This is a genomic window from Actinomycetospora callitridis (assembly GCF_028737265.1).
GTDB lineage: Bacteria > Actinomycetota > Actinomycetes > Mycobacteriales > Pseudonocardiaceae > Actinomycetospora > Actinomycetospora callitridis.
Map to the genome: position 1 here is coordinate 209,292 of NZ_JAQZAK010000002.1, position 16,890 is coordinate 226,181.

19 protein-coding genes are annotated in these 16,890 nt (G+C 75.8%); 8 read left to right on the forward strand and 11 right to left on the reverse strand.

Annotated features, from left to right (window positions below):
- Positions 1 to 36 precede the first annotated feature (36 nt).
- Positions 37 to 903, forward strand: a complete 867-nt coding sequence (gene folP / locus PH191_RS06940) for a dihydropteroate synthase (protein WP_420791787.1) — start codon at positions 37 to 39, stop codon at positions 901 to 903.
- Positions 903 to 1,652 (forward strand): dihydrofolate reductase family protein, encoded by a 750-nt coding sequence (locus PH191_RS06945; protein WP_274193889.1) that lies wholly within the window; start codon positions 903 to 905, stop codon positions 1,650 to 1,652. Before folP ends, PH191_RS06945 begins: the two co-directional genes overlap by 1 nt.
- Here the strand turns inward: PH191_RS06945 and PH191_RS06950 are convergent.
- Positions 1,640 to 2,188, reverse strand: a complete 549-nt coding sequence (locus PH191_RS06950) for an LOG family protein (RefSeq protein WP_274193890.1) — start codon at positions 2,186 to 2,188, stop codon at positions 1,640 to 1,642. The two genes, PH191_RS06945 and PH191_RS06950, sit on opposite strands and share 13 nt — an antisense overlap.
- A gap of 10 nt (positions 2,189 to 2,198) precedes the next feature.
- Positions 2,199 to 2,978 (reverse strand): LOG family protein, encoded by a 780-nt coding sequence (locus PH191_RS06955; RefSeq protein ID WP_274193891.1) that lies wholly within the window; start codon positions 2,976 to 2,978, stop codon positions 2,199 to 2,201.
- A 134-nt stretch (positions 2,979 to 3,112) separates the two neighbouring features.
- Between PH191_RS06955 and wrbA the strand changes: the two genes are divergently transcribed.
- Entirely contained in the window at positions 3,113 to 3,745 is a 633-nt protein-coding gene (wrbA, locus tag PH191_RS06960) for an NAD(P)H:quinone oxidoreductase (protein WP_274193892.1), read from the forward strand.
- An 81-nt stretch (positions 3,746 to 3,826) separates the two neighbouring features.
- On the opposite strand, the gene dapE is transcribed toward wrbA, so the two are convergent.
- Together dapE and PH191_RS06970 are read right to left on the reverse strand one after the other, a co-directional pair.
- Positions 3,827 to 4,906 (reverse strand): succinyl-diaminopimelate desuccinylase, encoded by a 1,080-nt coding sequence (gene dapE, locus PH191_RS06965; protein WP_274193893.1) that lies wholly within the window; start codon positions 4,904 to 4,906, stop codon positions 3,827 to 3,829.
- An 11-nt stretch (positions 4,907 to 4,917) separates the two neighbouring features.
- Positions 4,918 to 5,595: a DUF1275 family protein gene (locus PH191_RS06970; RefSeq protein ID WP_274193894.1), complete on the reverse strand. Its 678-nt coding sequence runs from the start codon at positions 5,593 to 5,595 to the stop codon at positions 4,918 to 4,920.
- Between the two features lie 20 nt (positions 5,596 to 5,615).
- On the opposite strand from PH191_RS06970, the gene dapD reads away from it, so the two are divergent.
- Genes dapD through PH191_RS06985 form a run of 3 tightly spaced genes read left to right on the forward strand, consistent with a single transcriptional unit; the run spans position 5,616 to position 8,283 of the window.
- Positions 5,616 to 6,602, forward strand: coding sequence for a 2,3,4,5-tetrahydropyridine-2,6-dicarboxylate N-succinyltransferase (gene dapD, locus PH191_RS06975; protein ID WP_274193895.1), 987 nt, complete (start codon positions 5,616 to 5,618; stop codon positions 6,600 to 6,602).
- Between the two features lie 10 nt (positions 6,603 to 6,612).
- Positions 6,613 to 7,095 (forward strand): cation:proton antiporter regulatory subunit, encoded by a 483-nt coding sequence (locus tag PH191_RS06980; RefSeq protein WP_274193896.1) that lies wholly within the window; start codon positions 6,613 to 6,615, stop codon positions 7,093 to 7,095.
- A 9-nt stretch (positions 7,096 to 7,104) separates the two neighbouring features.
- A complete protein-coding gene (locus PH191_RS06985) occupies positions 7,105 to 8,283 on the forward strand; it encodes a cation:proton antiporter (protein ID WP_274193897.1) in 1,179 nt (392 codons plus the stop codon).
- Here the strand turns inward: PH191_RS06985 and PH191_RS06990 are convergent.
- Positions 8,252 to 8,953, reverse strand: coding sequence for a hypothetical protein (locus PH191_RS06990; RefSeq protein ID WP_274193898.1), 702 nt, complete (start codon positions 8,951 to 8,953; stop codon positions 8,252 to 8,254). The genes PH191_RS06985 and PH191_RS06990 overlap by 32 nt on opposite strands.
- A 132-nt stretch (positions 8,954 to 9,085) precedes the next feature.
- On the opposite strand from PH191_RS06990, the gene PH191_RS06995 reads away from it, so the two are divergent.
- Together PH191_RS06995 and PH191_RS07000 are read left to right on the forward strand one after the other, a co-directional pair.
- A complete protein-coding gene (locus tag PH191_RS06995; RefSeq protein ID WP_274193899.1) occupies positions 9,086 to 11,116 on the forward strand; it encodes a sensor histidine kinase in 2,031 nt (676 codons plus the stop codon).
- A complete protein-coding gene (locus PH191_RS07000) occupies positions 11,113 to 11,778 on the forward strand; it encodes a response regulator transcription factor (protein ID WP_274193900.1) in 666 nt (221 codons plus the stop codon). The genes PH191_RS06995 and PH191_RS07000 overlap by 4 nt, the downstream gene beginning before the upstream one ends.
- On the opposite strand, the gene PH191_RS07005 is transcribed toward PH191_RS07000, so the two are convergent.
- From PH191_RS07005 to mshB, 6 genes are all read right to left on the reverse strand, one after another.
- Entirely contained in the window at positions 11,769 to 12,950 is a 1,182-nt protein-coding gene (locus PH191_RS07005) for an MFS transporter (protein ID WP_274193901.1), read from the reverse strand. The two genes, PH191_RS07000 and PH191_RS07005, sit on opposite strands and share 10 nt — an antisense overlap.
- A 7-nt stretch (positions 12,951 to 12,957) precedes the next feature.
- Positions 12,958 to 14,064, reverse strand: coding sequence for a succinyldiaminopimelate transaminase (gene dapC / locus PH191_RS07010; protein WP_274194681.1), 1,107 nt, complete (start codon positions 14,062 to 14,064; stop codon positions 12,958 to 12,960).
- A 32-nt stretch (positions 14,065 to 14,096) separates the two neighbouring features.
- Complete coding sequence (fdxA, locus tag PH191_RS07015) at positions 14,097 to 14,417, reverse strand: ferredoxin (RefSeq protein ID WP_274193902.1); 321 nt, start codon at positions 14,415 to 14,417, stop codon at positions 14,097 to 14,099.
- A 204-nt stretch (positions 14,418 to 14,621) separates the two neighbouring features.
- On the reverse strand, positions 14,622 to 15,452 hold the full coding sequence (locus PH191_RS07020; RefSeq protein ID WP_274193903.1) for a hypothetical protein: 831 nt from the start codon (positions 15,450 to 15,452) through the stop codon (positions 14,622 to 14,624).
- A gap of 29 nt (positions 15,453 to 15,481) precedes the next feature.
- Entirely contained in the window at positions 15,482 to 15,985 is a 504-nt protein-coding gene (locus PH191_RS07025; protein ID WP_274193904.1) for a hypothetical protein, read from the reverse strand.
- The gene (gene mshB, locus PH191_RS07030) at positions 15,982 to 16,845 is read right to left on the reverse strand and encodes an N-acetyl-1-D-myo-inositol-2-amino-2-deoxy-alpha-D-glucopyranoside deacetylase (RefSeq protein ID WP_337994045.1); all 864 of its coding nucleotides are present in this window, start codon (positions 16,843 to 16,845) and stop codon (positions 15,982 to 15,984) included. Before mshB ends, PH191_RS07025 begins: the two co-directional genes overlap by 4 nt.
- Positions 16,846 to 16,890 lie beyond the last annotated feature (45 nt).

Genomic DNA, 16,890 nt, shown 5'->3' on the forward strand with positions numbered 1-16,890 from the left:
GTCCGGGTGGTGAACGTCGTGGCCGGGCCGTCCGCAGTGACGGAGATGGTGATCCGCGGCCGGCGTCTGAGCCGGGACCGCGCCCTGATCATGGCGATCGTCAACCGCACCCCGGATTCGTTCTACGACAACGGCGCCACGTGGGCACCGGAGGCGGCGCAGGCCGCCATCGGCGACGCCGTCGCCGCCGGCGCGGACGTCGTGGACCTCGGCGGTGTCCCCGCGAGCCCCGGTCAGGACGTCTCGGTCGCGGAGGAGCTCGACCGGGTGGTGCCCACCCTGCGCTGGGCCCGGGAGCGGTTCCCCGACCTCGTGATCAGCATAGACACCTACCGCGCCGAGGTCGCCGACGCGTGCCTCGCCGCCGGCGCCGACCTGGTCAACGACAGCTGGGCGGGCTGGGACCCGGAGATCCTGCCCGCCGCCGCCGCCCACGGGGCCGGGTACGTCTGCGCCCACACCGGAGGCCTGACGCCCCGCACCGACCCGGTGCGGCCCACCTACACCGACGTCGTCGCCTCCGTCGTCGACGACACCACGGCCCTCGCCGAGCGCGCGATCGCCGCCGGGGTCCCCGCCGAGGGCATCCTGCTCGACCCGACCATCGACTTCGGGAAGAACACCCTGCAGAGCCTCGAGGTCCTGCGCGGCCTGCCGCGGCTCATCGCCACCGGGATCCCGGTCCTGCTCGCGATGTCGAACAAGGGCGTCGTCGGCGAGACGCTCGACGTGCCCCTCGACGGCCGGCTGACCGGCACGCTCGCCGCGACGGCCCTGGCCGCGCAGGCGGGGGTGACCATGGTGCGGGTGCACCAGGTGGAGGAGACCCGCCAGACGCTGGAGATGGTGGCGAGCATCGCCGGGCACCGGCCGCCCTCCCGCGCCGAGCGCTGGATGAGCTGATGCAGCAGGTCTGGCCGCTGCCCGCGCGCGATCTCGACGAGGACGCGCTCGAGGAGCTGTACACCTACCCGGGCGGCGACGAAGACAGGGACCACTGGCTCGCGGTCAACTTCGTCAGCTCCCTCGACGGCGGGATCGAGGTCGAGGGGACGTCCGCCGGGCTGTCCACCCCGGCCGACCGGCGGGTGTTCGCGCTCGGGCACGACCTGGCCGACGTGGTCCTGCTCGGGGCGGGGACGGCCGTCGCCGAGGACTACCCGGGGCTGCGGCCCGACGCCACGACCTCCGCGCGCCGCGAGCGCCACGGGCTGTCGACCGTCGCGCCGCTCGCCCTCGTGACGTCGGGGGCGTCGCTGCCCGCCGACGCCACGAGCGTCACCGACGTCCTCGTCCCGTCGATCGTGGTCACCTGCGCGAGCGCCCCCGAGGAGCGACGGCGCGCCTGGCAGGACGCGGGCGCGCGCGTCCTGCTGGCCGGCGAGGACGAGGTGGACCTCGCCGACGCGCTCCGCCAGCTCGCCGACGCGGGCCTGCGGCGCATCGACTGCGAGGGCGGGCCCGGGCTCGTCGGGAGCCTGCTCGCCCGGGGCCTCGTCGACGAGATCCGGCTGAGCATCGCCCCGCTGGCCGTGGCGGGCCGGGCGGCGCGGGTGGCCTCCGGTGCGACGGCGCTGAGCCCGCCGGCGGCGTTCGAGGTCGCGTCGCTGCTCGTCGACGACAGCACGCTGCTGGTCCGCTACGTCCGCTGACCCGCCACGAGGGCGTCGAGCGCGTCGTCGACCGTCTTCGTCCGCACCACGCCCGCCATGCCGCGCTCCGAGACGTAGCCGGTGCCCCGCAGGCCCTCGAGCCAGGAGAACAGGGGGTCGTAGTGGCCGTCGGGGTCGAGCACGACGACGGGCTTGTCGTGCATCCGCAGCGACCGCGAGGTCCACGCCTCGAAGAGCTCCTCGAGCGTCCCGAGCCCGCCGGGCAGGGCGAGGACCGCGTCGCTGCGCACGTCCATCTCGCCCTTGCGGGTGCGCATGTCGGGCACGATCACCAGGTCGTCGGCCTCGTCGTCGGCGACCTCGTACGCCACGAGGGCCTCGGGGATGACGCCGACGGTCCGGGCGCCGCCCTCGCGCGCGGCCCGGGCCACCGCGCCCATCATCGACACGCGCCCGCCGCCGGAGACCAGGCTCCAGCCCCGCGCGGCGATCGCGGTGCCGACCTCGGCGGCGAGCGCGACGGCGGACTGCGGCACCGGCCCGGAGGCGCAGAACACGCAGACGGCGAGCGTCACGAACCTGCCCTCACGATCCGACCGCCTCGCGGAAGCCCTCCTCGACGATGGTCACGACCTCGTCGATGTCGTCGGTGAGGTGGATGAGGTCCACGTCACGCCGGCTGATGGTGCCGGCGTCGATCGCGGGGCCGGCGAGCCACTCGAGCAGCCCGCCCCAGTAGTCGCGCCCGAGCAGGACGACCGGGAAGCGGGTGACCTTGCCGGTCTGCACGAGCACGAGCGCCTCGAACAGCTCGTCGAGCGTGCCGAAGCCGCCCGGCAGGCAGACGAAGGCCTGCGCGTACTTGACGAACATCGTCTTGCGGGCGAAGAAGTAGCGGAAGCCGACGCCGAGGTCGACCCAGGGGTTCAGGCCCTGCTCGAACGGCAGCTCGATGCCCAGGCCGACGGACAGGCCGCCCGCCTCGGACGCACCGCGGTTGGCCGCCTCCATGACGCCCGGACCCCCGCCGGTGATCACCGCGTAGCCGGCGCGCGCCAGCGCGGCGCCCAGCTCGACCCCGCGGGCGTACTCGGGGTGGTCCGTCGCGGTCCGCGCGGAGCCGAAGACCGTCACCGCCCGCGGGATCTCGGCGAGCACGCTGAAGCCCTCGACGAACTCGGCCTGGATGCGCTGGATGCGCCAGGCGTCGGAGTGCACCCAGTCGACCGGTCCGCGGGAGTCGAGCAGGCGCTGGTCGGTGGTCGACGACAGACGGGCCGGGTCCCGGTGCTCGGATCGGCGGCGGTCGATGGTGGTCGGGCGCGGGGCGGTGGCATCCCGGCCGGCCGGGTCGTCGTGGAGCATGCCGCCGAGCCTAGGAGCACCCCACGAACGGGGCCGGTCCGTGGGGTGACGGCCGGCATGCCGGCCGCGGTTTCGGGCGGGACCGGGCGTGGCATCCGAAGTTGAACCGACAACTACTCCTCTGGAGGCTCCCCATGGCCACGGTCACCCCGAAGGTCGCGATCATCTACTACAGCTCCACCGGCACGATCCACGCGATGGCCCAGGACTACGCGAAGGGCCTGGAGAACGCGGGCGCCGAGGTGCGGATCCGCAAGGTGCACGAGCTGGCGCCGCCCGAGGCGATCGCCGCCAACGAGGCCTGGGCGCAGCACGCCGAGGCGACGAAGGACGTCCCCGAGGCCACCGCCGACGACGTGCTGTGGGCCGACGCCGTCGTGTTCGGCACGCCGACGCGCTACGGCAACGTCACCGCGCAGCTCAAGCAGTTCATCGACACGCTCGGCCCGCAGTGGGCGCAGGGCCAGCTCGCCGACAAGGTCTACTCCGGGTTCACCTCGACCTCGACCGCCCACGGCGGCCAGGAGTCGACGCTGCTCGCGCTCTACAACACGATCCACCACTTCGGCGGCATCCTCGTGACCCCGGGCTACACGGACCCCATCCAGTTCACCACCGGGAACCCCTACGGCCCGTCGCACGTCGACGGCCAGGGATCGATCCCGATCTCGGACGACACGCGCCAGGCGACGCAGTACGCCGGCCAGCGCGTCGCGACCGTCACCCGGCAGATCGTCGCCGGGCGCAACGAGGTCGCCGCGATCTGAGCGAGTCGTTCCGGCGAAGGGCACCGTTCGCCGCTCTCTCCGGCTGAAGGTGCCCTTCGCGCGGTTCCGTGGCCGGCGCGGTCAGGCGCGCGTCAGGTACCCGCGCAGGACGTCGCAGGCGGCGGTGACCGCCTCGACCGGCACCGACTCCTCGCGGGTGTGCGCCAGGTTCGGGTCGCCGGGGCCGAAGTTCAGCGCCGGGATCCCGAGCGCGGCGAAGCGGGCGACGTCGGTCCAGCCGTACTTGGCCACCGGCGTCGTCCCCGTCGCGGCGACGAAGTCCGCGGCGGCGGGCGCGGCGAGGCCTGGCAGCGCGCCCGGGGCGGCGTCGGTCTCGGTGAGGTCGAAGCCGTCGAGCACCCCGGCCACGTGGTTGCGGGCGTCGTCGAGCGAGCGGTCGGGCGCGAAGCGGAAGTTCACCGTCACCTCGCACGCGTCGGGCACGACGTTGCCGGCGACGCCGCCCGCGATCCGGACCGCCTGCAGGCCCTCGCGGTAGCGGCACCCATCGATGTCGACGTCGCGGGCGGTGTAGTCCGCCAGCCGGGCCAGCACCGGGGCCGCGGCGTGGATCGCGTTCTCCCCCAGCCACGAGCGCGCCGAGTGCGCGCGGCGCCCGGTCGTGCGCACGACGACCCGCAGCGTGCCCTGGCACCCCGCCTCGACCTGCCCGGACGTCGGCTCCCCGAGCAGCGCGAGGTCGGCGTCGAGCCAGTCGCGGTGCTCGCGCTCGAGGCGGCCGAGCCCGTTGCGCGCCGCCTCGACCTCCTCGCAGTCGTAGAGCACGAGCGTGACGTCGTGCGCGGGCTCGCGGACGGCGGCGGCGAGGTGGGTCATCACTGCGACCCCGGACTTCATGTCGCTCGTCCCGCAGCCGTACAGCGTCCCGCCCTCGCGCCGCGACGGCACGTTGTCGGCGATCGGGACCGTGTCCAGGTGCCCGGCCAGCAGCACCCGCCGCGCCCGGCCGAGCCGCGTGCGCGCCAGCACCGCGTCCCCGGAGCGCAGGATCTCGAGGTGTGGTGCCTGGCTCGCCAGCGCCGCCTGGACCGCGTCGGCCAGGGCCCGCTCGTCGCCGGACACGCTCGGCACGTCGACCAGGGCCGCGGTCAGCGTGACGGGGTCGGCGAGCAGGTCGAGGGTCACGGGTGGAGCGCTCACGACGCGCGAGGCTAACCGGGTGTGCGGTCTGCTGTGTGAGGTGCGTGCGCCGGACGGCCCAGCGCGGCGAGCGCGGCGACCCCCAGGAGCACGGCGAGCACCGGCACCGACCAGCGCAGGACGGCGAGCAGCACCGCCGCCGCGGCGGCCCCCACGACCAGCGCGGCGAGCTGGCGCAGCCCCGCCACCCGGCGCCGCGCGCCGCCCGTGACGAGGGCGACCATCGCCCCGGTGAGCGTGCCGGTCAGGTAGGTCGTCGACTCCCCCAGCCGCAGCGCCGTGCTGCTCTGCGCGCCCATCGCGCCCGCGGCGACGCCCAGCAGCACGAGCACCGTCGCCCCCTGCGGCGCCGTCCCGGTCACGACCCACGCGACCACGAGCGCGGCGAGCAGGACGAGCTCGGCGACCAGCGGCCACGCGACGGCGGCAGGCCGGCGACGCCACGCGGACGCCCAGGCCGCCGCGCCCAGGGCGAACCCGAGCACCGCGACCAGGGGCGGCCACAGCGCCGTCGCGTCACCCCGCCCGGCGGCACCGCCGACGGTGACGAGGTTGCCGGTGACGACGCCCGCGAACGGCCCGCCGAGGCTCGTCACGGCCCAGAGGTCGACGACGCCGGAGGCGGCGGCCAGGAGCGTCGTCGCCGTGGCGACCCGGGCCACCCCGCGCTCGGTACCGGCGTCCGCCACGCCCGATAGCCTGGCGGACGATGAGCACCCCCGCCGCCCCGCGTTCCTCCCGTGCCGTCGGTGTCGGCCTGGCCACCGTGGCCGCCGACGGCACCGTCCTCGACACCTGGTACCCGCTGCCCGAGCTCTCGGACGCGGCCGACGGGATGGCCGAGGAGCCGGGCACGGTCATGGTGCCGGCCGGCGATCTCGAGCCCTCCCTGGTCGAGGCGCTGGGCCCCGACGAGGACCGCGGCGTCGAGGTCGTCGCCGTGCGCACCGTCGCCGACCTCACGGGCCCGCCCGCGTCCGCGTACGACGTCTACCTGCGCCTGCACCTGATCTCCCACCGGCTCGTGGCGCCGCACGGCGTCGACCTCACGGGGATCTTCGGGCACCTCGCGAACGTCGTCTGGACCAATCACGGCCCGTGCCCGGTGCCGGAGTTCGAGCGCGTCCGCGCGCGACTGCGCGCCCGCGGGCCGGTCACCGTGTACTCGGTCGACAAGTTCCCGCGCATGGTCGACTACGTCATCCCCTCCGGCGTGCGCATCGGCGACGCCGACCGCGTGCGCCTCGGCGCGCACCTCGCGTCGGGCACCACGGTGATGCACGAGGGCTTCGTCAACTTCAACGCCGGGACGCTCGGCACCTCGATGGTCGAGGGGCGCATCTCCGGCGGCGTGGTGGTCGGCGACGGGTCCGACGTCGGCGGCGGCGCGTCGATCATGGGGACGCTCTCGGGGGGCGGCAAGGAGATCATCTCGATCGGCGAGCGCTGCCTGCTCGGCGCCAACGCCGGCATCGGGATCTCGCTCGGCGACGACTGCGTCGTCGAGGCGGGCCTCTACGTCACCGCCGGTACCCGCGTGACCCTCGAGGACGGCGCGGTGGTCAAGGCCGCCGAGCTCTCCGGGCGCTCGGGCATCCTCCTGCGCCGCGACTCGGTCACCGGCGCGGTGCACGCCCTGCCGCGCACCGAGGGCGCCAAGGTGGAGCTGAACGCCGCGCTGCACGCGAACGATTAACCTGGCGACCGTGGACGTCGAGGTCACCCGTCTGCCCGGGATCGGCACCAAGCAGGAGTTCGCGACCACGTCGGGGCGCCGCATCGGGGTGCTGACGCACCGCGACGGGCACCGCGAGCTGTTGGTCTCCGGCCGGGAGGATCCGGACTCCTGCAGCGCCTCGGTCGGGCTCACCGACGCCGAGGGTCAGGCCCTGGGCACGCTGCTCGGCGCGCCGAACCTCGTCGCGCAGCTGCAGGACCAGCAGCGCGAGGTCGAGGGCATCAGCACCGCGCAGTTCCCGGTCGGCGCCGGCTCGCCGTACGACGGCCGCACGCTGGGCGACACCGCGATGCGCACGCGCACCAGCACGTCGATCGTGGCCGTCGTCCGCGACCACGTCGTGTCCCCGTCGCCGGGCCCGGACTTCGTGTTCCGCGCGCACGACCTCGTGGTCGTCGTCGGCACCGGTGAGGGGCTCGGCCAGGCCGCGGCGATCCTCGAGGACGGCTGAGCCCCGCCCGTGCACACGACCGCCCTCTCGCTCATCGAGCTGGGCGCGCTCTTCTTCGGGCTCGGCATCCTCGGTCGCGTCGCCGGGCGCCTCGGGATCTCCCCGGTGCCGTTCTACCTGCTCGGCGGGCTCGCGTTCGGTGTGGGCGGCGTCCTGCCCCTCGAGGGCATCGAGCCGTTCACGGGCGTGGCGAGCGAGGTCGGGGTCGTCCTCCTGCTGCTGCTCCTCGGTCTCGAGTACTCCGCCTCCGACCTGGTCGGCGGCCTGCGGAGGTCCTGGCTGGCCGGGATCGTCGACATGGTCCTCAACGCCGCGCCCGGGGCGATCACGGCGCTGATCCTCGGGTGGGGGCCCCTCGGCGCGCTCGCGATGGCCGGCGTGACGTGGGTGTCGTCGTCCGGGATCGTCGCGAAGGTCCTCGAGGATCTGGGCCGGCTGGGCAACCGGGAGACCCCGGCGGTGCTCTCCGTGCTCGTCATGGAGGACCTGGCGATGGCCCTCTACCTGCCGATCACCACCGCCGCGCTCGCCGCGCTCGGCCTGGTCGCCGGGCTGCGGACGGTGGCGATCGCGGTCGGTCTGCTGATCGTCGTGCTCGTCGTCGCGCTGCGCTTCGGGCGCGCGGTGTCGGCCGTGGTGGAGTCGCCGACCTCCGAGGTCTTCCTGCTGAGGGTCCTCGGGATCGCGCTGCTCGTGGCCGGCATCGCCTCGCAGCTGCAGGTCTCCGCGGGCGTCGGGGCGTTCCTGCTCGGCATCGCGATCTCCGAGGACACCGCGGAGAACGCCACCCGGGTGCTCTCCCCGCTGCGCGACCTGTTCGCCGCGATCTTCTTCGTGGTGTTCGGCCTGAACACCGACCCGAGCCAGATCCCCGCCGTCCTGCCGGCCGCGATCGTGCTCGCGATCGTGTCGACGGCCACCAAGCTGGGCGCGGGCTGGTTCGCGGCGCGCCAGATCGGGGTCGGGCGCCTCGGACGATGGCGGGCGGGGGCCGCGCTCGTCGCGCGCGGGGAGTTCTCCATCGTCATCGCCGGGCTGGCGCTGGCCAGCGGGACCGTCGACCCCGGCCTGGCCCCGCTGGCCACCACCTACGTGCTGCTCATGGCGATCCTCGGGCCGATCGCGGCCCGCGTCGTCGAGCCGGTGCACGCCCGGCTCACCCGACCGCTGAGGCCGTCGACCTCCTAGCCACGGGGGTCGCGGGTCCCGCGCCGAGCCCCACCGCGGCGGTCACCGCGAAGCCGAGCGTCGTCAGCAGCCAGGCGAGCCCGTCGAGCAGGTGGTTCGGCGCGATCACGGCGACGACGAAGTGCAGCGGCTGGGAGACGATCAGCGCGGTCGCGGCCCACCACGGGACCGCTCCCCACAGCGCCACCCCGAGCAGGACGAGGCCGAGGATGTGGCCGGCCACCCAGAGCACGGTGGCCGCGGTGCTGACGGGGTGGACCACGGACGCGGTCAGCAGCGCGGCGGTGGTGGCGTTCGGCAGCCCGGCCTCGACGCCGGCGAGCGCGATCTGGTCGGGGCCCACCAGGAACGGCAGGGTCGCGAAGGCGAACCACGCGAGGACGGTGGCGACCGTGCCCAGGACGGGGCGGGCCCGCACCGCGACCGCGCCGACCACGAGGACGCCGAGCGGCAGGGTGAGCAGGGCGAGCAGGCTCAGCCACAGCACGGCGGACTGGGCGCCCGGGTGGGACGCGACCTTCGCGATGAGGGTCGCGGGCTCGTCGGTGGTGTCGTAGGGCAGCAGCCAGCGCAGCGCGGCGATCGCGAGCGGGCCGATCGGGGTGACGATCAGGGCGGTGCGCCGCCAGGCGGGCGAGAGGGGCAGGGGCAGCGGAAGAGGCAAGGTCATGCCGGTCACGGTCCGGTGCCGGGCATCCCGCCGGACAGGGGTGCACTCCCGGCCCGGACCGGGCCGTCGCCCGGGTCGGACCGGGACCCCGACCGGGGACAACGGGGCGCCCGGTCGGCCACACTCGGCACCGTGACCACGGCCGTGACCAGCGACGGGACCCAGGGCGGGACCGGTCGACGCTCGACCGTCGCCGCCTGGGGGCTCTTCGCGCTCGTCGTCCTCGAGATCGTCGTCGCCGTCGTGGTCGCGGGCGTCGCCGGCGTCTCGCTCGCCGAGGCCGTCGACGGCTTCGTCGTCACCAACATCGCGATCGGCCTCCCGTGCGCCATCGCGGGCGTCCTGATCGCCTGGCAGCGGCCCTCCCGCGCGCTGGGCTGGCTCCTCCTCGCGGCCGGGGTGGGCCAGACGGCGACGGCCGCCGCGGCACCCCTGGTCCTGCTCAGCGCCGACCGGGCGTGGCCCGAGCCGGTGCTGCGGACGCTCGACACGGTCTTCGCCTTCTCCTGGCCCTGGTCGATCGCGCTCTTCCTGCCGCTGGCACTGCTCGTGTTCCCCGACGGCCTGCTGCCCGGACGGGTCTGGCGGGCGGTCGCGGGTGTCACGGCCGCGGCGTCGGTGCTGTTCGTGCTCAACGTCGGCACCGAACCCGGCCAGGTCGTGGGGCGGCTCCTGCGGCCGTGGCTCGTGATCGACGGCTACGCCGCCCTCGCACCCCTGTGGACAGCCTCGGAGCTCCTCCAGCTGCTGGTCCTCGTCGCGGCCGTCGTCGGCCTGGTCGTGCGCTACCGCCGCGGCGACGAGCAGCGCCGCCGGCAGCTGCTCTGGCTGGTGCTCGCGCTGGTGCTGACGATCGTCGTCCTCGTGCCCTGGGGCCTCTTCGACGCCGGGCCGGTCCTGCAGCTGCTCGCCATCGCCCTGATCCCGGCCGCGATGACGATCGCCGTGCTGCGCCACCAGCTGCTCGACATCCGGCTCGTGCTCTCGCGCACGGTCCTCTACGCGCTGCTGACCGTCGGCGTCGTGGGCGTCTACCTCGCGCTCGTCGCCGTCGCGGACGTGCTGCTGCGCCGCGAGGGCGGGCTCGTCGCCCCGGGTCCGGGCACGAGCGTCCTCGCCACCCTGGTGATCGCCGTCGGGTTCAACCCGGTGCGTGTGCGCCTGCAGCGCGTCGTCGACCGGGCCCTCTACGGCGACCGGGCCGATCCCGTGCGCGCCCTCTCCCGCATGGGCGACCGCCTGCGCGCCGGGACGGAGCCCGACGACGTCCTGGTCGCCGTCGCCGAGGCGCTGCGGCTGCCCTACGTCGCCGTGCGCCGAGAGGGCGAGGTGACCGCGGCCCACGGCACGGAGCCGACGGGGCCGGCCACCACCGAGACGCTCCCCCTGCGCTACCGCGGCGAGGACGTCGGCGAGCTCGTCGTCGGCGTCCGCCGGGGACAGCGCGCCCTCCAGCACGCCGACCGGGCCGCCCTCGAGCTGCTGGCCGTCCCGCTGGCCGTCGCCGCGCACGCCACGCGGCTCTCGGCGGCGGTGCAGCGCGCGCGGGAGGAGCTCGTCGGCACCCGGGAGGAGGAGCGTCGCCGCCTGCGCCGCGACCTCCACGACGGCCTCGGACCCGCGCTGACCGGGATCGCTTTCTCCGCCGATGCCGCCGGCAACGTCCTGACCGCCGACCCTCCGCGGGCGGAGGCCCTGCTGCGGGCGCTGCGGGCCGCGGCCACCGACGCGATCGACGACGTCCGCCGCCTCGTCTACGCCCTCCGACCGCCCGCCCTCGACGAGCTCGGCCTGGTCGGGGCGCTCCGGCGCCACGTCGACGGGCTGGGTGGGGACGCGGTGACGGTGACCGTGCACGAGGACGGCGATCTCCCGCCCCTGTCGGCCGCGGTCGAGGCGGCGGCGTACCGGATCACGGTCGAGGCGGTCACCAACGCGGTCCGGCACGCGGCCGCGTCGCACGTGGACGTCCGGATTACGAACAACGGGGCGCTCGAGCTGGCGGTGACCGACGACGGGGCCCCGCCGGCGCCGTCGGACGGGTCCTGGACCCCGGGCGTCGGGCTCACGTCGATGCGGGAACGGGTCGCCGAGCTCGGCGGCACCCTCGATGCCGGGCCGGTGCCCGAGGGTGGCCGGGTCACCGCGAGGCTGCCGCTGTGAGCGCCCCCGAGGGACCCCTGCGCGTCGTCGTCGCCGACGACCACCCCGTCATCCGCGACGGGCTCTCCGCGCTGCTGTCGTCCGTGCCGGGCCTCGAGGTCGTCGCGACCGCGGCGACCGGCCGGGAGGCCGTCCGCGCCGCGGTGACCGAGACCCCCGACGTCCTCGTGCTCGACGTGCAGATGCCCGACCTCGACGGGGTCGCGGCCGCCACCGAGGTCCTGCGGGCGGCGCCCTCGGTCGCGGTCCTGATGCTCACGATGTTCGACGACGACGACACCGTCTTCGCCGCGATGCGCGCCGGCGCCCACGGCTACCTGCTCAAGGGCGCGACCCAGGAGGAGATCGTGCGCGGCATCCGCGCGGTGGCCGCCGGGGAGGCGATCTTCGGGCCGGGGATCGCCCGCCGCGTGCTGGGCCTCCTCGCCGGGGCCGACCGGTCCGCCGAGCCGTTCGGGGAGCTGACCCAACGGGAGCGCCAGGTCCTCGAGCTGCTCGCCACGGGCCTGACGACCACGGCCGTCGGCGCGAAGCTCGGGCTCGCGCCGAAGACGGTCACCAACCACGCGTCGTCGGTGTTCGCCAAGCTGGGCGTCAGCGGGCGGGCCGAGGCCGTCGCCCGGGCCCGCCGGGCGGGGCTGGGCGGCGCCGGTCAGCTGTAGGTGACCCGGCGCGGTCCGAGACGCACCACCGCGACGCCCTGGACCACGACGCCCGCGGCGATCACCGCCAGGGCCGCGCGGAAGCCCGCGAGGTCGATGAGCACGCCCATCACGGGCGGGGCGACGGCGGCGAGGAGGTAGGCCGAGCCGAGCGTCAGCGCCGACACCGACGCCGAGGTGGCCCCGTCGGGGGTGCGCCACGCGACCACGGCGAGGCCGAGCGGGAACCCGGCGCCCACGGCGACCGAGGCGAGGACGACCCACACCCAGGGCCCGACGACGGGCAGCACCGGGGCGACGAGGGTCCCGGTGACGCCGATCGCCCCGCACACGACGCAGAACGCGGCCCACGGCGCCCAGGCGTGGCGCCGCTCCGCGGCCAGCGGCACCAGCAGGGCGGCGGGGATCTGCACGACGTTCCACACCGAGAGCAGCACCGCGGCGCGAGCCGTCGAGAACCCCTGCGCCTCGTAGAACGGGGCCAGCCAGGTCAGCCACCCGTAGAACTGCACCGACGACATCGCCTGGAACAGCACCGCGAGCCGGGCGAAGCGGTTGCGCCACGGCAGCCGCACCGGCGCCGCCGCGGGGATGTCGTGCAGGCGCCGGGTGGCCGGCCACCACACGACGAGGGCGAGCACGGCCGGCACCGTCCACGCCGCCAGCGCCCACCACCACCCGCCGAGCGCGTCCTGCAGGGGCAGCGCGGTCAGCGAGGCGACCGTCGCCCCGCCCATCATCGACACGGTGTAGAGGCCGGTGGCGGCGCCGGCCCGCTCGGGCAGGTGGTCGCGGACGACGCCGGTGATCGCCACCCCGACGACGCCGATGCCGAGCCCGATCGCGAGGCTGCCGGCGACGAGGGTCACGGCGGCCGGCACCCCGTGGATCGCCGAGCCGAGCGCGATCGCGGCGATGCCCAGGGCTGCGGCCTGCTCGCGGCCCACACGCCGCGCGAGGATCGGCGCGGCGAAGGAGCCGGCGCCCATCATCAGGATCGTCGCGGCCTGCACGAGCCCCGCGAACCCGGCGGAGAGCCCGAGGTCGGCGCGGATCGTCTCCAGCAGCGGCGGGTAGGCCGAGAGCGCGGCCCGCAGGTTGACGCCCAGCGCCAGGACGGCGAGGAGGACGACGACCGGGCGGACGGCGGGTCGGGTCCCGGTTTCGGTCACTACGGGATCACCCCGCCAGGCGCTCCGCGGCCGCGGCGATGCGCTCGTCGGAGGCGGTCAGGGCCACACGGACGTGCGCCCCGCCGGCCGGGCCGTAGAACTCGCCGGGGGCGACGAGGATGCCGCGGCCGGCGAGGCGGTCGACGGTGGCGCGGCAGGGCTCGTCGGCGGTGGCCCACAGGTACAGGCCGGCCCGGGAGTGCTCGACGCGCAGGCCGGCGGCCTCGAGCGCGGGGCGCAGGACGTCGCGGCGGGCGTCGTAGCGCGCGCGGGTCGCGGCGACGTGCTCGTCGTCGCGCAGCGCGACCGTCATCGCCTCCTGGACGGGCCGCGGCACGATCATCCCGGCGTGCTTGCGCACCTGGAGCAGGCCGGCCACGAGGCGGGGGTCGCCGAGCACGAGCCCGGCGCGGTAGCCGGCGAGGTTCGACGTCTTCGACAGCGAGTGGACCGCGAGCAGGCCCTCGACGCTGCCGCCGTGCACGACCGGGTCCAGCACGGACGTCGTGACGACGCCGCGCCCGGGCAGGGCGAGGTAGCACTCGTCGGACGCCACCACCGCGCCGAGCGCCCGGGCCTCCTCGACGCGCGCGGCCAGCGCGCCGGCGTCGAGGACGCGGCCCGTGGGGTTCGACGGCGAGTTCAGCCACACCAGCCGCGTGCCGCCGGGCAGCGGCTCGCCGTCACCGACCCGTGCCGGCTCCGCGCCCGCGAGCTGCGCGCCCACCTCGTAGGTGGGGTACGCGAGGTCCGGGAAGGCGACCACGTCGCCGGGGCCGAGGCCGAGCAGCGTCGGCAGCCAGGCCACCAGCTCCTTGGAGCCGATCGTGGGCAGCACCGCGTCCGGGTCCAGGCCCTCGCCGTCGGTGCGCCCGGCGCCATGGCGGCGCGCCAGCGCGTCGACGGCCGCCTCCCGTAGCGCCGGGGTGCCCCAGGTCTGCGGGTAGCCCGGGGAGTCCCAGGCGGCGCCCAGGGCCTCCCCGATCGCCGTCGGCACCGGGTCGACCGGCGTCCCGACCGACAGGTCCACGACGCCGTCCGGGTGACTGCGCGCGACGGCCGCCGCAGCGGTCAGGCTGTCCCACGGGAAGTCCGGCAGCGCGGGGAAACGCACCCCCACGCCGACGGACCCCCTCGAGGTCGAGGTCACTCCCCCTGCGGCGGGAGCGCGGGCACGGGGCCCGCGTCACGGTCGACCTTGCCGACCTTGGAGGCACCGCCCGGCGACCCCAGCTCGTCGAAGAAGTCGACGTTCGCCTGGGTGTAGACCGACCACTGGTCGGGGACGTCGTCCTCGTAGTAGATGGCCTCGACGGGGCAGACCGGTTCGCACGCCCCGCAGTCGACGCACTCGTCGGGGTGGATGTACATCATCCGGCCCCCTTCGTAGATGCAGTCGACAGGGCATTCCTCGATGCAACCCTTGTCGAGCACGTCGACACACGGTTCTGCGATCACGTACGTCACGTCTGCTCCTGCTCCTCACTCGCGTCGTCCGGCGTACCCCGGCCCGCACATGGTGGTGTCATGCGGAGCCCACGGGGGACGCCTGCGGCGAGTATTCCGGTCGCCGCCGCCTCACGCCCGTGCGGGGAGGGTCCGATTGGTCCTCCGGGCCGTGTCGGCCGCCACACCCCCCACCGTCCCCGCGTCGCGCGGCGTTGTCCACCGTCACCGTCGTCCCTGCTCACGGGCGACCCAGCGCGCCGCGGCGCGGGCCGCGCGCTTGAGCCCCGAACGCTCGCTGCGGTAGCTCCCCACGGCACCGACGACGGGCACGTTGGCCAGCGCCCGCCAGGCCCGGTTGCCCTTCGGGCGCCGGTCGAGCTCGGACTGCAGGCCCCACAGCGTGCTCCCCATCCGCCACACCGCCCGGGCCAGGGCCGAGAGCCGGCCCCGCTCCTCCTTCTCCTGCCCCACCGTGCCGCTGAGCTCGCCGGCCTCGCGCTCGACGTCGGCGGCGTGGGGGTCGCCGTGACGGGACGGGTCGACGTCGCGCCCGAACAGCACCGACGCCAGCAGCCGCACCTGCTCGTCGCGGCCGTTGAGCCCGTGCTCGCCGGCGATCGCGCAGATCACGAGGCCCTGCGCGGCGAGGCCGAGGATGTCCGACACCGGCAGCCGGCGGGCCAGCGCGCCCCCGATCCCGGGGATCGACGCGACGACGGAGGTGAAGCGCCCCACCCGCGACACCCACCAGTCGTCGCGCTCCTCGGGGCTCATCGTCTGCCAGCGCGGGGTGCCGGGGAGCTTGGAGGTGGCCAGGCGGTCGAGCGCCCGGGCCCGCCCGGTGCGCGCGACCTCGGCAGCCTTCCCCCGACGGCTGGTCGGCGCCTCCTCGGGGGCCCGACCGCCGCTCTCCTGCAGTTCGAGGGCGCGGCGGCGGGCGAGGCGTCCGAGCCGGAACGGGTCGGCGTCACGCAGGCCCCGCAGGACGGGGCCGGTGGCGGCCACGAAGGGGCGCAGGACGCGGACGACGTGGTCGTCCGGGATGGCGGGCATGGCCGCTCGGTTCCCGACCGTCGCGCCGCTCAACCGTCCCCGGTGTCCTGTCTCACGGGTCCGGGGATGGGCGGGAGGGGGTCGTACCGGCCCGGACGGCGCATCCCGACGACCAGCGCGGGCAGGACGCCGGCGGCGAGGAGCAGGACCGCGCGCCAGTCCGGCGGGAGCACACCCGCCCCCGCGGGGCTCCACAGCCCCGCGCCGACGATCGTGAGCGTCCACGTCGCCAGCGGGGCGAACAGGGCCGTCGACCGGGGCATCACGGCGTCGGCGGCGAGCACGAGCAGCGGCGTCGTCACGGCCGCGACCAGCGCGGACAGCGGGAGCGGGATCCCCGTGGCCTCGGTGCGCACCGTCAGCCACGCCATCTCGGTCCAGGCCAGCAGGATCGCGTCGACGGCGAGGATCACCACCACGACCACGGCGAGGACCGGGCGGCGCCCGGGCCGGCGGGTGGTGGAGCGAGGGACGCCCTCGCTGCTCCCTGCGCGGTCGGGGACGCCCTCGCTGCTCTCGTCGGACGCGGTCACCGAGGCGGGAGCAGGGCGTCGAGGCCGCCCGCCGGACCCCGGAGGTGCACGAAGCACTCGGTGGGCAGCACGGGCTGGGCGAGGTCGTTGGACAGCGCGTAGGCCGGCGGCTCGCGGCCGTCGTCGTGGACCGCGATCTGGGTGGCGTGGGCGCGCAGGGCGGCGAGCTTGGCCACGCGCGCGCCGCCCAGCGCGATCCGCGAGGTGATCGTCGCGTCCGGCACCGTCGGCAGGTCCCCCACCGGCGGCACGGGCAGCGGCAGCCACGCCCGCCGGCGCAGGGCGGCGAGGCCGGCGTCGACCTCGTCGTGCGCCGCCGCGGTCGCCTCCACCGAGATCCGCGCGGCCTCCGGGTCGACCGCCGCGACCGCCGCCGTCGTCACCTCGTGGGCGCGGACGTGGTCGGGGTGGCCGTAGCCGCCGCCCTCGTCGTAGGTGATCACCACGGTGGGGTCGACCTCGCGCAGGACCGCGACCAGCGCCTCGACCTGCGCCCCGAACGCCCCGGGGGCGGCGAAGGCGCCGTCGCCGATCGTGGCCGGCGCGGCGGCGCGGATGCCCGCGCCGGCGAGCACCATGCCCGAGTCGTGCCACGGTCCGACCCCGGTCCCGTCGCCGCCGAGCCAGCGGTGGTCGGTGACGCCCAGCGCCGCGCAGGCCCGGGCGAGCTCGCCCTCGCGGTACTCGCCGAGCGCGTCGCCCGTGAGGTGGCGGAGTCCGGGCGGGATCACCTCACCGAGCTCGCCGCGGTTGCAGGTCACGAGGGTCACCTGCACCCCGGCGGCGGTCGCCAGCGCCATCAGCCCGCCGCAGGTGATCGTCTCGTCGTCCGGGTGGGCATGGACGAGCAGCAGGCTCACGCCCGGCACGCTAGGCCGTCCGGGCGTGCGCGTCCGCGCCGGGTG

What these genes read in the sequence shown, in the direction of transcription:
- PH191_RS06990 (WP_274193898.1), bottom strand. Translation starts at nt 8,953, where the DNA reads ATGACCTTGCCTCTTCCGCTGCCCCTGCCCCTCTCGCCCGCCTGGCGG.
- wrbA (WP_274193892.1), top strand. Translation starts at nt 3,113, where the DNA reads ATGGCCACGGTCACCCCGAAGGTCGCGATCATCTACTACAGCTCCACC.
- PH191_RS07020 (WP_274193903.1), bottom strand. Translation starts at nt 15,452, where the DNA reads ATGCCCGCCATCCCGGACGACCACGTCGTCCGCGTCCTGCGCCCCTTC.
- PH191_RS06955 (WP_274193891.1), bottom strand. Translation starts at nt 2,978, where the DNA reads ATGCTCCACGACGACCCGGCCGGCCGGGATGCCACCGCCCCGCGCCCG.
- dapD (WP_274193895.1), top strand. Translation starts at nt 5,616, where the DNA reads ATGAGCACCCCCGCCGCCCCGCGTTCCTCCCGTGCCGTCGGTGTCGGC.
- PH191_RS06945 (WP_274193889.1), top strand. Translation starts at nt 903, where the DNA reads ATGCAGCAGGTCTGGCCGCTGCCCGCGCGCGATCTCGACGAGGACGCG.